This is a genomic window from Corallococcus exercitus (assembly GCF_042231735.1).
GTDB lineage: Bacteria > Myxococcota > Myxococcia > Myxococcales > Myxococcaceae > Corallococcus > Corallococcus exercitus_B.
In genome coordinates, this window is sequence record NZ_CP102577.1 from 3,921,910 (window position 1) to 3,935,251 (window position 13,342).

The 13,342-nt window shown below is 71.7% G+C and carries 14 protein-coding genes; 4 read left to right on the forward strand and 10 right to left on the reverse strand.

Translation table 11 applies throughout. From position 1 onward, the window contains the following. Positions 1 to 48 precede the first annotated feature (48 nt). Entirely contained in the window at positions 49 to 1,359 is a 1,311-nt protein-coding gene (locus NR792_RS15185) for a M18 family aminopeptidase (RefSeq protein WP_375760744.1), read from the reverse strand. Positions 1,360 to 1,371: 12 nt separating this feature from the next. Beyond that, entirely contained in the window at positions 1,372 to 2,205 is an 834-nt protein-coding gene (locus NR792_RS15190; protein WP_375760745.1) for a hypothetical protein, read from the reverse strand. 119 nt (positions 2,206 to 2,324) lie between these two features. Between NR792_RS15190 and NR792_RS15195 the strand changes: the two genes are divergently transcribed. After that, the gene (locus NR792_RS15195) at positions 2,325 to 3,035 is read left to right on the forward strand and encodes a hypothetical protein (RefSeq protein WP_375760746.1); all 711 of its coding nucleotides are present in this window, start codon (positions 2,325 to 2,327) and stop codon (positions 3,033 to 3,035) included. Positions 3,036 to 3,119: 84 nt separating this feature from the next. Here NR792_RS15195 and NR792_RS15200 read toward each other — a convergent pair whose 3' ends face one another. Next, a complete protein-coding gene (locus tag NR792_RS15200; protein ID WP_375760747.1) occupies positions 3,120 to 4,055 on the reverse strand; it encodes an acyl-CoA dehydrogenase family protein in 936 nt (311 codons plus the stop codon). A 50-nt stretch (positions 4,056 to 4,105) separates the two neighbouring features. Then, positions 4,106 to 4,777 carry an SET domain-containing protein gene (locus NR792_RS15205; protein ID WP_375760748.1) on the reverse strand — a complete coding sequence of 224 codons (672 nt, stop codon included), beginning with the start codon at positions 4,775 to 4,777 and terminating at the stop codon, positions 4,106 to 4,108. A 102-nt stretch (positions 4,778 to 4,879) separates the two neighbouring features. On the opposite strand from NR792_RS15205, the gene NR792_RS15210 reads away from it, so the two are divergent. Next, positions 4,880 to 5,254, forward strand: a complete 375-nt coding sequence (locus NR792_RS15210) for a DUF423 domain-containing protein (protein WP_375760749.1) — start codon at positions 4,880 to 4,882, stop codon at positions 5,252 to 5,254. 18 nt (positions 5,255 to 5,272) lie between these two features. Here NR792_RS15210 and NR792_RS15215 read toward each other — a convergent pair whose 3' ends face one another. Together NR792_RS15215 and NR792_RS15220 are read right to left on the reverse strand one after the other, a co-directional pair. Then, positions 5,273 to 5,581, reverse strand: a complete 309-nt coding sequence (locus NR792_RS15215) for a hypothetical protein (RefSeq protein WP_375760750.1) — start codon at positions 5,579 to 5,581, stop codon at positions 5,273 to 5,275. Between the two features lie 67 nt (positions 5,582 to 5,648). After that, positions 5,649 to 6,908, reverse strand: a complete 1,260-nt coding sequence (locus tag NR792_RS15220) for a glycosyltransferase 87 family protein (RefSeq protein ID WP_375760751.1) — start codon at positions 6,906 to 6,908, stop codon at positions 5,649 to 5,651. Positions 6,909 to 7,103: 195 nt separating this feature from the next. Between NR792_RS15220 and mug the strand changes: the two genes are divergently transcribed. Continuing rightward, the gene (gene mug / locus NR792_RS15225) at positions 7,104 to 7,604 is read left to right on the forward strand and encodes a G/U mismatch-specific DNA glycosylase (RefSeq protein ID WP_375761624.1); all 501 of its coding nucleotides are present in this window, start codon (positions 7,104 to 7,106) and stop codon (positions 7,602 to 7,604) included. On the opposite strand, the gene NR792_RS15230 is transcribed toward mug, so the two are convergent. Continuing rightward, positions 7,605 to 8,438 (reverse strand): 3'(2'),5'-bisphosphate nucleotidase CysQ, encoded by an 834-nt coding sequence (locus tag NR792_RS15230; RefSeq protein ID WP_375760752.1) that lies wholly within the window; start codon positions 8,436 to 8,438, stop codon positions 7,605 to 7,607. Positions 8,439 to 8,626: 188 nt separating this feature from the next. On the opposite strand from NR792_RS15230, the gene NR792_RS15235 reads away from it, so the two are divergent. Further along, the gene (locus NR792_RS15235; RefSeq protein ID WP_375760753.1) at positions 8,627 to 9,115 is read left to right on the forward strand and encodes a GNAT family N-acetyltransferase; all 489 of its coding nucleotides are present in this window, start codon (positions 8,627 to 8,629) and stop codon (positions 9,113 to 9,115) included. A 6-nt stretch (positions 9,116 to 9,121) separates the two neighbouring features. Here NR792_RS15235 and NR792_RS15240 read toward each other — a convergent pair whose 3' ends face one another. The 3 genes from NR792_RS15240 to NR792_RS15250 form a co-directional block, all read right to left on the reverse strand. After that, positions 9,122 to 10,279, reverse strand: a complete 1,158-nt coding sequence (locus NR792_RS15240) for a hypothetical protein (RefSeq protein WP_375760754.1) — start codon at positions 10,277 to 10,279, stop codon at positions 9,122 to 9,124. 162 nt (positions 10,280 to 10,441) lie between these two features. Further along, on the reverse strand, positions 10,442 to 12,124 hold the full coding sequence (locus NR792_RS15245; protein ID WP_375760755.1) for a glutamine--tRNA ligase/YqeY domain fusion protein: 1,683 nt from the start codon (positions 12,122 to 12,124) through the stop codon (positions 10,442 to 10,444). A 65-nt stretch (positions 12,125 to 12,189) separates the two neighbouring features. Then, complete coding sequence (locus NR792_RS15250) at positions 12,190 to 13,296, reverse strand: glycosyltransferase (RefSeq protein WP_375761625.1); 1,107 nt, start codon at positions 13,294 to 13,296, stop codon at positions 12,190 to 12,192. Positions 13,297 to 13,342: the final 46 nt, after the last annotated feature.

Sequence of the window (13,342 nt, forward strand, 5' to 3'; positions counted from 1 at the left end):
GCGGGTCCGGTGTCAGCACCGGGCCCGCCTCTTCCTTTTCGTCGCCGCTCAGGCGAAGAAGCGCGTCAGCACCGCCACCATCTTCGCCACGTCCGACGCGGCGGCCAGCTCACGGATGGAGTGCATGGACAGCATGGGGTTGCCCACGTCCACCGTGCGGATGCCCAGCTGCCCCGCGGTGATGGGGCCAATGGTGCTGCCGCAGCCCAGGTCCGTGCGGGTGACGAAGTGCTGGGGCGTGACGCCCGCCTCCTTGCACAGGGCGGCGAAGTGCGCCCACGACTCGCCGTCCGTCGCGTAGGACTGGTTGACGTTGGTCTTGATGACCGGGCCTGCGCCCAGCTGCGGCTGGTGCTTGGGCTCGTGCATGGACGAGTAGTTGGGGTGCACCGCGTGCGCCATGTCCGCGCTCACCAGGAACGAGCGGCGGATGGCGCGGTGGAACGCGTCCGCGCGCCCGTCCGAGTGCGCCTGGACGATGCGCTCCAGGAGGTCCTTGAGGAACGGCGACGCGGCGCCCTGCGCGCTGCGGCTGCCGCACTCCTCGTGGTCATAGAGCACCACGCCGACGGTGGCCTCGCGCTTGTCGGTGCCGGACAAGAGCGCGGTGAGCCCGGTGTGGCAGCTGGCCAGGTTGTCCAGGCGGGGCGCGTGCAGGAACTCCCCGTGCAGGCCGGAGCGCGTGGACGGCTGCAAGTCGTAGAGGCACAGGTCGTAGCCCAGGAGGTCGTCCGCGGCGGCCTTCACGCCCGCGCGGCCCAGCTCCTCCACCAGCAGCGCGCGCAATTCCGCGGGGCCCGCGCTCTCCAGGCCCAGCACCGGCACCATGTGCTCCTGGGGGTTCAACTTCAGGCCGTCCGTGTTGACGCCGCGGTTCAGGTGGATGGCCAGGTTGGGCACGCGCAGGAGCGGCCGGCGGAAGTCCACCAGGTGGTGCTGGGGACGGCCGTTGTGCAGCGCCACCACGCGGCCCGCGAGCGACAGGTCGCGGTCCGTCCACGTGTGCAGGAGCACCCCGCCATAGATTTCCACGCCCAGCTGCTGGTAGCCGTGGCGGTTGACGGGCGCGTTGGGCTTGAGGCGCAGGTTGGGCGAGTCCGTGTGCGAGCCCACCAGCCGGAAGCCGGTGGTGTCCACGGGCTTCGTGCCCAGCTGGAAGGCGGCGATGCTCGTGTCGCCGCGGATGACGAAGACCTTGTCGCCGGGCTTCAGCGACCAGGACTCGCGCTCGTCCAGCTCGCGGAAGCCCGCGGCGGTGAGGCGGCGGGCCGTCTCGCGCACGGCGTGGTACGGCGTGGGCGACGCGTCGATGTACTGGAGGAGGTCGTTGGCCTGCGTGTCGATGTCGGTCGGGCTCATGGGCCCGGCACGCTAACGCCGTCCGGCCCCGCTGCCACGTCCGACTGTCACCGCCCGGACAGGCGGAGGGGCGCCCGCCGGCAGGACGGTGGAGGAGGGGCGCGTCCCGGGCGGGGCGTCCAGGAAGGTGCCCAGCAGCACCCAGCGGCGTGCCGCGTCCTCCTTGCCCGGCTTCGCGGCGAGCGGGGTCGTGTAGTGCCAGAAGGGCAGCCGGTACACGGTGACGCCGCCCACGGTGCTGACCTTGGTCAGCTCGGAGAAGTGCCCGTCCTTCGCGTACACGAGGTACTGGTGGTCCACGGCGGGCTGCGTGAGGCTCACGTGCATGTCCACGTAGCCGTCGCGCGCGTCCGCCTCCTCCGGGTGGTGGTCGTTGTGCGGGCCCGTGTAGTCGCCCGGTCCGTAGCAGAGCACCTGGATGCCCCAGCCCCGCTTGAGCGGCCGGCCGCTCACCGCCGCCGCGAAGGCCGCGAACGTGTCCGAGCGCAGGAGCGCCACCAGCCCCACGCCTTCCGCCGCGCGCCACGAGCGCGAGCGCCGGCTCTCCAGGAGCGCGGTGCGCACGCGCACCGTCTTGGGCAGCGCCTCCGTGTAGTTCTCCACCATGCCGGAGATGGAGTCCTCCGGGATGGGGTCCTCCATGGTGACGAGCGTGTCCCGCAGCGCCGCGTCCAGGATGTCGCGGGCCTCGGCCGCCTTCTTCACGTCGATGACGCCCTGCAGCGCGATGAAGGGCCGCGTGGGGTCCAAGAGCGCGCCGCACGTCTCGGAGTCTCGGCCTTCGAGAATGCGACGGCCCTTCGGGGTGAGCAGGTCAGCGAACTGGGTGGGGAGGCGCGGGGACATGGCGCGCACCATACCGGGCCAGGGGCGGAACGCACGCGCCGGGTAGGACGCGCGAGGCAACTCCCCTGCCCTCCCGGCGATAATCCGGTACTCCGAATTCCAGGGTAGAAGGTGCCTCCATGACGCAGCCGATCCGCAACCGCCCCGCCGCCCCCTCCGTCGCCCCGGCCCGTACGCAGGCGCCGGCCGCGCAGCCCGCCCGGGCCAACCAGGTCACGGAGGCCTCGCGCGCGGACGTGCTCAACCGCGCGGAGCTGGCGCGGGCCCGCGCGACGACGGCGCCGGTGCAGGCGACGCCGGGCTCGTGGCGCGGGGGCGCGAACACGGAGGTGGGGCGCGCCATCCAGACCATGCGTCAGCGCCTGTCCGACGTGAACATCACCATCAAGGGTGACACGCCGCAGAGCCTGTTCGACCGGGCCATCCTGGACAACAAGCACGTCACCAACGAGCAGATCCTGGAGATGTCCCGGGTGAAGCTGGACCAGCTGGCCACCGACCCGAAGACGCGCGCGAAGGTGCTGGAGCGCGTGCCCAACGCGCGCGAGCTGCCGGTGCACCACTTCACCGTGGCGATGCTGTCCGCGGTGACGGGCATCGACCGCGCGGCGCTGTCGGAGGCCTGTCCGGACCTGGGCCTCACCGGCGCGCCGAACACGCCGCTGCTCTACGCGGCCAAGACGGAGCGCATGCAGCGCTCCACCGCCCTGCACGACTTCACGGACTACATGCGCGGCGCGGGCGTGAAGGGCATGAACAAGGCCGTCTGGGGCGTGGAGAACCGCATCCTGTCCGCCGCCGTCTCCGCGCTGGGTGGCGGCCGGTACTGAAAGCAGCCTCCGTGGCACCCCAAGGCCCGCGCGGTGGAGGAGGCCTCACGCCCCTCCCCTCGCGGGCTTCGCCTTTGGGGGCCGTCAGTCGTCGCCCATGCCGCCGGCCAGCCGCTGGCGCGCGACCTCCAGCCGCTTCGCGCGCACCTTGGAGGCCAGGTCGAGCAGGCGCCGGTCGCGCTGCCACCGCTCGCGCATCTCCACGTCCACGCCCTCCCAGGCCACCTCACAGCGCTCCAGCGCGCGGTGCATCTGCGTGAGCGCGCCGCCCAGCGCCACGTGCACGGACGCGTCGCTGGGGTCCTCCAGCGCCAGCGCGTGGATCATCACCGCGACGGAGACCAGCTCCTCGCGCAGCGCCACCGGCCAGCCGCACCGGCGGGCCACCTTCACCAGCCAGCCCAGCACCGCCAGGTTGACGTGGCAGTCCTCCACCGTGCGGAACGGCTTGAGGTAGCGGGTGTAGCCATCCCCGGGCAGCACGTCCTCCGCCGCCACCTCCACGCCGTCCAGCCGCAGCGCCGCGTGCGGCACCTCCGGCACGAAGCCCAGGGGCGGCAGCGGCTCCACCGTCACGCCAGGCGTCGTCGCGTCCAGCCGCACCATGCGCAGGCGGTTGCGCTCCTGGGCGTCGCGGCCCTCGGAGGCGACCACGAGCAGCACCTCCGCGTGCGTGCCCAGCGTGACGTAGGTCTTCACGCCGTCGAGCTTCCAGCCCGTGCCGTGCGGCGTGAGCTTGGTCTCGATGGCGCTCGGGTGCCCGCCGCCGGTCTCCGTGGCGCAGAGCGCGGCGCGCCGGTCCGCCGGGAGCCGGGGGAAGAGGGAGCGCAGCGCGGCCTGGTAGCCGGAGGAGAACGCGAACCCCATCCGGTCCATCCGGAAGCCGCTGGCGAGCGCCAGGTCCGCGGGTACCGGGAAGCGCGGCAGCACCGCGAGGTGCCGGCGCCACCAGGCCTCCACGGAGTCGAGCGCGGGAAAGTCAGGGGCCTCGGTGAGCAGGAAGCGCAGGACGTCTTTCACGCCTCCAGTCTAATGCCCGGCCCCGGAGCGTGCGCGCTCCGTTTGGGCCTTCAGCTCGCGGCGCGGCGGCCGCGGCCGGGGGTCTTCGTGCGCGGGGTGCTCCGCTTCTTCTTCGCGGCGGCCGGCGGCGCGGACTTCGCCTTCTTGGCGGACTTCACCTTGGAGGCCGACTTGGACTTCGAGCCGGACTTCGCCTTGGAGGCCGACTTGGACTTCGACGCGCCCTTCTTGCGCCGCGCGGGGGCCTTCTTCTCCGGGGCGAGGATGGTGCCCCGGCAGGAGGGCGTGCCGCAGCGGCAGACGTAGAGCGACTCGGCGTCGGCGTCCATCTCCGGGGTGCGCTCGTACGCATAGTCGTACGTCAGCTCCTCCCCCGGTTCGATGGTGCGCAGCGCGTAGATGTGGATGTGGCCCTTGTCGATGAGCGACTGACAGTTGGGCTCGCACGAGTGGTTGATGTAGCGCGACTCGTTGTGGAGCGTGCCCGCGTCCAGCACCGTGTCGTCGTCCAGGTTGAAGAGGAACGTGTGGTGGCGCTCCATCGACTCGTCGTCGTAGCGGACGTCCGCCTCGGCCTGGGTGATGCGCTCACCGATGTACTCGATGATGCGCGCGCCCTTGCGGATGCGGCGGGTGGCGAACGCGCCCATGCCCTGGATGGGGGACTGGCGCAGCTCGAAGGGAATCGACGGGGTCGGCTGGAAGGAAGGGGAAGTCGTCATCGCGGATAGGGGCACGGCTGGGGCGGGTGCGTGTTCAACCAGGACGCTGCCGTGAAGCGCGGTGTAGCGTGCCGCAGTCAAGCGCGCGAAGAAAGGCACTCGATGATGCGGTGGTGGATCGTGGTGGGCGCGGTGAACGCTTTCCTGTCCGTGGCGGCGGGCGCCTTCGGGGCCCATGCGCTGAAGGCCCGGCTTGCGCAGGACCTGCAGGTCATCTTCGAAACCGGGGCGCGCTACCACATGTACCACGCGCTCGCGCTGGTGGCGGTGGGCCTGCTGGGCACGGTGCGCCCCTCGGCGCTCCTGGAGTCCGCGGGCTGGGCGATGCTCGCGGGCATCGTCCTGTTCTCCGGCAGCCTGTACGCGCTGGCCCTGTCCGGCGTGCGCGTGCTGGGCGCCATCACGCCGCTGGGCGGCCTGGGCTTCCTCGTGGGCTGGGTGCTCTTCGCCGTGGCCGCGTGGCGCGCCACACCGTGAAGCGGTGAACAGCCGGCCTCACTCCTTGAGCAGGGGCGGCAGCGGGTAGATGACGTCCAGGTCGCGGTGGTTGCGCAGCCCGCAGGCCTCGCGCTGCACGGTGAGGTTCCAGCGCAGCCGCTCCGCTTCCTTCCAGACCGCGCGGTACGCCGGATAGCGCGCCACCCGCGCGGAGCCGCTCAGGGCGCGCAGCTCCTTCTCCGCCTGGGCCAGCAGCGCGAGGGCGTCTTCCAGCTTGTCACCGGAGCGGCGCAACCCGGAGGCACGCTCGCGCTGGAAGTCCACCTCGATGGGCAACAGGGCGTTGACGTTCACCGGTCTGGCCATGGCTTCCCTTTAACCACGAGCGCCCGGCCTCGCAGCGGGCCGGGGTGCCGGGGAGGCAGGCGGGCGTTCAGGCCGGAGGGGGCGTCGCGGGTGCGTCCCGCGCTTCCGGGCGCTCGGCGGCGGCAGGGCGTCCCCACCGCCACGTCTCGCGGGCCCAGGCGATTGCCACGCCCAGCACCATCGCGTTTCGCACGAGGAGCAGCAGCGTGGCCGGCGGCAGGAAGCCATGGAAGGAGCCGCCCACGAAGAGGCCGCGCGTGATGGCGGCGGCCACCAGCAGCACGACGGACGGCCCCACCCTGCCGGAGAGCAGCGCGAGCGCGGCGGCCCCGGTGAGCCAGATGAGGAACTGCGGGCTCAGCACCGGGTTGAGGATGACGAAGGCCACGAGCGGCACCAGCGCCAGCCGGGCCAGGTCCTCGATGTGCACCGGAGGCCTGCGCCAGGCGGCGCGCACGGACAGCGCCGCGGCCAGCAGCGAGCCGGCGACCCAGAGCTGGCGGGTGACGGCGAGGACCCCTTCCGCGGTCGCGCCGTGCAGCTCGTAGGAGGCGGGGGCGAGGACCCACCGGGCCTGGGCGAAGCCCAGCTGGTGCGCGGCCCAGAGCAGGCCCGCGGTGAAGGCCTCCACCTGGAGGCCCCGCTCGACGTGGAAGGACGCGAACTGCCACCACGGCCACACGAAGCTCAGCGGCACCAGCGGCAGCACGCCCGCGGCCAGTCCCAGGAGCAGGGCCCGCGTTGGCTTCGCGCCCCGGCGCCAGCACACGGCCAGGGCCAGCGGCACGAGGACCGCCGGGTAGAGCTTGGTGACGGTGCCCACCGCCAGCGCCACGCCGGCCCAGCCTTCACGGCGGCGCATCAGGGCCACCAGCGCGGCCAGCGCGAACGCGGCCGGGATGACGTCGTAGCGCTTGAGGTAGTGCACGCTCTGGATCCAGCTGACGACGAAGTACGCCGCGAGCGGCGCCCACGCGCGCCAGGACGTGCCCCACCGGCGCACGCCTTCGGACAGCAGGAGCCACTTGATGAACGCGTCGAAGACCATGAGCTGGAGGCCGAACGCGAGGATGAACCCGCGCAGGTCTCCGCCTGCCCACGTCGCGGGCACGAACCACAGGAGCGCGTAGGGCGGGTATTCGAAGCGGAAGTCCCGATTGGGGGTGGCGCCGTCCAGGAACGCGCTGGCCGTCCGGAAGTAGAGCGGCAGGTCGCCCTCGCGCAGGGAGAACGAGGCGTAGAGCACCAGCGGCAACACGCTCACGGCGAGCGCGAGCCAATGCCTGGGCGTCAGCCGGTAGGACGCGGACGGGTTCGAATCGGACACGGGGCGGCACTCTGCCCGTGACGGGCGGGCGCTGTCGCCGGGAAAGGCGTCCGTCCCCTCCCCTGCCCGGCCCCCGGCCGGGCGCATCGCCGTGCGAGCCGGCACCCAACCCGCTAGGTTCCGGGCCAGGTCTCCCACTCCATGAAGCTCCACCGCCCCACGAAGGACGAGCTGTTCGCCGCCACCGGCCGCACCATGAAGGACCTGCTGGCCCCGGGCCTGCGGGTGCTCTTCTGCGGCATCAACCCCAGCCTCTACTCCGCGGTGGTGGGGGTGCACTTCGCGCGGCCCGGCAACCGCTTCTGGCCCTCGCTGCACGCGTCGGGCTTCACGCCGCGCCGCCTGCAGCCCTCCGAACAGGAGGAGCTGCTGGCGCTGGGCCTGGGCATCACCAACGTGGTGGACCGGGCCACGGCGAGCGCGGACATGCTGGACGCGGAGGAGTACGCGCAAGGAGCCAGGTCACTGGCGCGCAAGGTGAAGCGCTACCGCCCGAAGTACCTCGCGGTGCTGGGGCTGGGCGCGTACCGCACCGCCTTCGCGCGGCCGAAGGCGAGGTTCGGACCGCAGGAGGAGACGCTGGGCGACACGCGGCTGTGGGTGCTGCCCAATCCCAGCGGGCTCAACGCCAGCTACCAGCTGCCGGACCTCGCGCGGCTGTACGGCGAGCTGCGCCGCGCGGTCGAGCCGCGCTGACTACTTCAGCAGGCCGGACTCGCGGGCCACCTGCGAGGCGACGGGCAGCACCTTGTCGAAGGCGGCGGCGTTGCACGCGAGCAGGCCCCGGCGGTTCTGGAGCTCGGAGCCGTCGTACAGGTACGCGTTGCCCGCGAGGTCCGTGAGCACGCCGCCCGCGGAGCGGATGACGGCCTCCGGCGCGCAGTTGTCCCAGCGGTAGCTCTTGTCGCTCACGTGCACGTAGAGGTCGCAGCGGGCCTCCGCCAGCAGGCCGCACTTGAGCCCCACCGAACCGGACTCCGTCTCCTTCGTGATGCCCAGCCGCTGCACCACCGCGTCCGTCGTCCTGGAGCGGTGCGAGCGCGACACCACGAGCCGCAGCTGCGCCGGATCCGCCACGTCCGACACGCGCAGCGCGCGGCGGCCCTGGGGGTCCTCCACGGAGCCCTGCTCGCCCACGATGCCGGAGTACAGGACGTCGCCCACCGCGCGGTAGACGACGCCCAGCGCCGCCCGGCCCTCCACCGCGAGGCCGATGTGGATGGCGAACTCGCCGTTGCGGTTCACGAACTCCTGCGTGCCGTCCAGCGGATCCACGAACCAGCAGCGGCTGAAGCGCTTCGCGTCGGAGACGTCCTCCTTCTCCTCCGCCACCACGCCGTCGGCCGGGAAGGCCTTGCGCAGCTCGCCCACGATGAAGGCGTTGGCGCGCTCGTCCGCCAGCGTGACGGGCCCGGCGCCGCCCGCCTTGTCCGTGACGGAGAAGTCCGTGGCGTAGACCTGCAGGAGGATGTCACCAGCCTGGCGCGCGATGCGCCGGGCCACTTCGAGCTCTTGAGCGAGTGCGGGCATGGAGACCCCTGAGTCTACTGGGGCGGATTGCCCCTCGTGGGGAAATCCGCGGATGCGCGCGAAGGCCCGCCAGGCAACGCCGGGCCGCGCTTTCCGCGTGGCCGGCTGAGCACTTCCGGCGGGAAGGCTTCGACAAGCGCGGCCGGGGATGCCCATGGTGGGGCGGACACCCGCTTCCTGGAGAACGCATGCCCGTCACCATCCGCCCCGCGAAGGACTCGGACGCGCCCGCGCTGGGCCGCATGGGCGCGGCGCTCGCGCGTCAGCACCACGGCTTCGACGCCCAGCGCTTCATGGTCCCGGACGACGTGGAGTCCGGCTACCGCTGGTGGCTGGGGAAGGAGGCGCGCCGTCCGCAGGAGGCCGTGGTGCTGGTGGCCGAGCTGGACGGCGAGGTCGTGGGCTACTGCTACGGCCGGCTGGAGGGCGTGGACTGGAACATGCTCCTCGACAAGCACGGCGCCCTGCACGACATCTGGGTGGAGGCGAAGGCGCGCGGCACCGGCACCGGCCGGCTGCTCGCGGAGGCCATGGTGCGGCGGCTCACGGAGCTGGGCGCGCCGCGCGTCGTGCTCCACACCGCCGCGAAGAACGAAGCCGCGCAGCGCCTGTTCCAGCGGCTGGGCTGGCGTCCCACCATGGTGGAGATGACCCGCGAGACGCCGCCCCGCTCGTAGCCCTGCTCAGAGCCTGCCGGTGGGCATCCGGCCCTGCTGGAAGGCCTCCACCTGCGCCTGCGTGAAGGGCGGCTGGTAGAGGCTCCGGTCCTGCTGCCGCGAACGGAACAGGTCCACGATGAGGTTCATCCGGTCCTTCACCGAGCCCCAGTCCCGCGCCGCGCTGCCCGCCGTGTCGTCCGGCGTCCGGTCCAGCTGCTGCAGCAGGGCGCACAGCTCCGGGTGCTCCAGCTTCAGCAGGTCCGGCGGGAAGTCCGCCGCGGCGGTCAGCGCCGGGATGTCCTCGCCCAGCCGCAGCGTCCGGCCCGGCAGCTCCATGGTCATCAGCTCGCGCGTCATCAGCTCGCGCCAGCAGCGCTCCAGCCGGTCCGCCAGCGGCGTGAAGAGGGCGAGCAGCCACGTCTCCGGCATCCCGGCCCCGCGCGCGCGCAGCAGCTCCCGCAGCTGGTCCAGGAACAGCTCCTTCAGCGGCGCCTCGAGCGCCCCCATGATGGGGGCCTGTAGCCGCACCTGCTCGTGGTAGCCCACCAGCGCGTTGGCCAGGAACACGCGCTCCGCGCGGTCCTTGGCGCGCGTGAGGCCCAGGGCCTCGTGGTACGCGCGCACCGCGCGGATGAGCAGGTCCTGGCCCCCGGACTCCAGCGGCCCCGGCTTGAGCAGGGCCACCACGCGCTCCAGCGCGGCGGGGCTCGTCGCCTGGGGGCCGGTGAAGTGCTCCAGCATCGCCGTGTAGAGCGGTCCCAGCTCCTGGAACACCAGCAGGTTGCCGTGCGCGATGTGCCTCGCCACCGCGCTCATCACCGGGTCCAAGGCGCGCGTCAGCACCGTGGCCACGCCCGACGGCAATCCCCACGAGCCCAAGAGCCGCGCCTGCGTCACGCCGAAGCCGCGCATCACCGATTCCGCGCGGGACAACATGTCGCGCTCCAGCGCGGTCACCATCTCCTTGCGGATGAAGGTCCCGGCCGTCTTCGACGCCCAGGTGGAGAAGCCGCACCACGACTGGTCCGCCTCCCCCAGCAGGCCGGCGAAGGCCACCTTCAGCACGTGGTACGTCTGGGTGATGTGGAGGTTGCGCAGGGCCGCGTCCTCCATGCGGCCAATGGCCTCCACCTCGGCGTACGTCGGCGGCGGCCAGGAGCGCGGCAACGGGTGGGGCGCCATGTCGGAACGGGCTCCGGGAGGAAGGGGCGGCAGTGCCCTCTCCAGCATGGAGCACGAGCCCCATGGCCCGCCATCCCCCCGCAGGAAGGGGGCGAAACGACGAAGCCCCGGGTGCTTCCACCCGGGGCTCCCTGAAGCTTCCTCCGCGTGGAGGGGAGCGCCCTACTTCTTCTGCTCCTTCACCCACGAGTCCTTCAGCGTCACCGTGCGGTTGAAGACGGGCGCGCCCGGCTTGGAGTCCACCGCGTCCGCGCAGAAGTACCCCAGGCGCTCGAACTGGAAGCGGTCCCCCGGCTTCGCGTCCGCCAGGCCCGGCTCCACGCGCGCGCCGGTGAGGGTCTCCAGGCTGTTCGGGTTGAGGAACTCCTTGAAGTCCTTCGTCTCGTCCTTGTCCGGCGTCTCCACCGAGAAGAGCCGATCGAACAGCCGCACCTGCGCCACGGGCGCGTTGCCGGGCACCCAGTGCAGCGTGCCCTTCACCTTGCGGCCATCCGGCGAGTCCCCACCGCGCGTCGCGGGGTCGTAGGTGCAGCGCAGCTCCGTGATGTTGCCCGCCGCGTCCTTGATGACCTTCTCGCACTTGATGAAGTACGCGGAGCGCAGGCGCACCTCCTTGCCCGGCGCCAGGCGGAAGAAGCCCTTCTCCGGCACCTCCTGGAAGTCGTCCGCCTCGATGTAGAGCTCGCGCATGAACGGCACCTTGCGCGTGCCCATGTCCTCGCGCTTCGGGTGGTTCGCCGTCTCCAGCTCCTCCGTCTGGCCTTCCGGGTAGTTCTCCAGCACCACCTTGAGCGGGCGCAGGACGGCCATGGCGCGCGGCGCCGTCTCGTTGAGGTCGTCCCGGATGGACAGCTCCAGCACGCCCATGTCGATGAGGCTGTCGGACTTGCTCACGCCAATGCGCTTCGCGAAGTCGCGCAGCGACGCGGGCGTGTAGCCCCGGCGGCGCAGGCCGCTGATGGTCAGCATGCGCGGATCATCCCAGCCGGAGACGCGCTTCTCCTGCACCAGCTGGAGCAGCTTGCGCTTGCTCATCACCGCGTAGGTGAGGTTCAGCCGCGCGAACTCGTACTGGTAGGGCCGGTCACCCTTGATCAGCGCGTCGACGATCCAGTCGTACAGCACGCGGCGGTTCTCGAACTCCAGCGTACAGACGGAGTGCGTGATGCCCTCGATGGCGTCCGACAGGCAGTGCGCGAAGTCGTAGAGCGGGTAGATGCACCACTTGTCGCCGGTGCGGTGGTGGTGCGCGTGCCGGATGCGGTAGATGGGCGGGTCGCGCAGCACGGGGTTCGACGACGTCATGTCGATCTTCGCGCGCAGCGTGTGCTTGCCGTCCGGGAACTCGCCCGCCTTCATCCGGCGGAACAGGTCCAGGTTCTCCTCCACCGTGCGCGTGCGGTACGGGCTGTCCTTGCCCGGCGTGGTGAAGTTGCCGCGGTACTGGGAGATCTCCTCCGGCGACAGGCTGCACACGTAGGCCTGGCCCTGCGAGATCAGCTGCTCCGCGAAGGCGTAGAGCCGGTCGAAGTAGTCGGACGCGAAGAAGCGCCGGTCGTCCCAGTCGAACCCGAGCCAGCGCACGTCGCGCTGGATGGACTCCACGTAGTCCGTGTCCTCGGTGAGCGGGTTGGTGTCGTCGAGCCGCAGGTTGCACTTGCCGCCATACTGCTGCGCCAGCCCGAAGTTCAGCACGATGGACTTGGCGTGGCCGATGTGGAGGTAGCCGTTGGGCTCGGGCGGGAAGCGGGTGTGCACGCGTCCGCCGTGCTTTCCCGTCCGCCGGTCTTCCTCAACGACTTCCTGGAGGAAGTTGAGGCCCTGCGTCTCGTTCGTCGTCGTCATGATGGGTGCGAATCCTCTTGAAGCAGGACCAGGGGAGCAAGGTTTTCCTGACCCGTGGCCCCGGCTCAGACCTCCGCCAGCAGCGACTCCCAGGCCTTGAGCGCCCGCTCGGCGGACAACTCATCCGCCCGCTCCAGGGCCCGCTGGCGCAGCCCGTCGCGCCATTCCGTGTCCTTCACCACCCGCGACAGGGCCTGGGCCATGGCCGCGTCGTCCCCCATGGGGACCAGCACCCCTGCCCGCCCCCCGTCCAGGGCCTCGGAGGGGCCCGAGGGGCAGTCCGTGCTGACGATGGGGCAGCCCAGCGCGAGCGCCTCCAGCAGCACCATGGGCAGCCCCTCGAAACGCGAGGACATGGCGAACGCCGTGGCCCGCCGCATCAGCGCGTGCGGGTTGTCCGCGTAGCCCGGCATGAACACGGAAGCCCCCACCCCCAGTTCCGCCACCAGCGCCTTCAGCTCCGCCTCCAGCGAGCCCACCCCCAGGATGAGCAGGTTCGTGTCCGTTCCCGCGGCCCGCATCCGGGCGTGCGCGCGGATGAGCATGTCGAAGGACTTCTGCGGCTCCAGCCGGCCCACCGCGATGACCACGGGCTTCTGGAACACCGGCTCCGCCCACGCGGGCAGGGGGGCGTCCGCCGCCACGCGGATCCGGTCCGCGTCCACGAAGTTGGGGATGACCTCCAGCCGGTCGCGGTCCACGTTCACCAGCTCCGCGAACGCCTTCGCGGAGTCGTAGCCGCACGCCACGATGCGGTCCATGCCCGGGTAGAGCACCTTCAGGCCCCAGAGCTGCCGGCGCGGCTGCTCGCGGTGGAAGGCCCCCCAGTCGAAGTGCACCATCCCCAACACGGGCTTGCCCAGCAGGGCCCCCGCCATCCGCGCCAGCAGGGCCGCCCGCCCCTCCTGCCCGGAGACGATGATGTCCGCCTTGCGCGCCTCGTGGAACAGCCGCCAGAGCATCCGCGGCAGATCCCAGCGGTGGTAGGCCTCCACGCCCACGCCCCAGGAGATGGGCACGTCCGCGGGGATGCGCCCGCGCGTGTCCGGCGGCGGCGGCCCGTGGTGGAAGAAGAGCGAGGGATCGAACCGCTCCCGGTCCAGGCCCGCCAGCACGTTGCACACCGAGCGCTCGATGCCCCCCGTCCCCATGAAGACGAGCGTGAACAACACACGCTTCCGCCCGGGGGCCGGGACCGCCATGTCTCGCGCCTGCAGT

Excerpts from the sequence above, each read along its gene's own strand:
- NR792_RS15230 (WP_375760752.1), bottom strand. The coding sequence starts at position 8,438 with ATGCCCGCACTCGCTCAAGAGCTCGAAGTGGCCCGGCGCATCGCGCGC.
- NR792_RS15205 (WP_375760748.1), bottom strand. The coding sequence starts at position 4,777 with ATGACGACTTCCCCTTCCTTCCAGCCGACCCCGTCGATTCCCTTCGAG.
- NR792_RS15185 (WP_375760744.1), bottom strand. The coding sequence starts at position 1,359 with ATGAGCCCGACCGACATCGACACGCAGGCCAACGACCTCCTCCAGTAC.
- NR792_RS15240 (WP_375760754.1), bottom strand. The coding sequence starts at position 10,279 with ATGGCGCCCCACCCGTTGCCGCGCTCCTGGCCGCCGCCGACGTACGCC.
- NR792_RS15195 (WP_375760746.1), top strand. The coding sequence starts at position 2,325 with ATGACGCAGCCGATCCGCAACCGCCCCGCCGCCCCCTCCGTCGCCCCG.
- NR792_RS15215 (WP_375760750.1), bottom strand. The coding sequence starts at position 5,581 with ATGGCCAGACCGGTGAACGTCAACGCCCTGTTGCCCATCGAGGTGGAC.
- NR792_RS15245 (WP_375760755.1), bottom strand. The coding sequence starts at position 12,124 with ATGACGACGACGAACGAGACGCAGGGCCTCAACTTCCTCCAGGAAGTC.
- NR792_RS15210 (WP_375760749.1), top strand. The coding sequence starts at position 4,880 with ATGATGCGGTGGTGGATCGTGGTGGGCGCGGTGAACGCTTTCCTGTCC.
- NR792_RS15190 (WP_375760745.1), bottom strand. The coding sequence starts at position 2,205 with ATGTCCCCGCGCCTCCCCACCCAGTTCGCTGACCTGCTCACCCCGAAG.
- mug (WP_375761624.1), top strand. The coding sequence starts at position 7,104 with ATGAAGGACCTGCTGGCCCCGGGCCTGCGGGTGCTCTTCTGCGGCATC.
- NR792_RS15235 (WP_375760753.1), top strand. The coding sequence starts at position 8,627 with ATGCCCGTCACCATCCGCCCCGCGAAGGACTCGGACGCGCCCGCGCTG.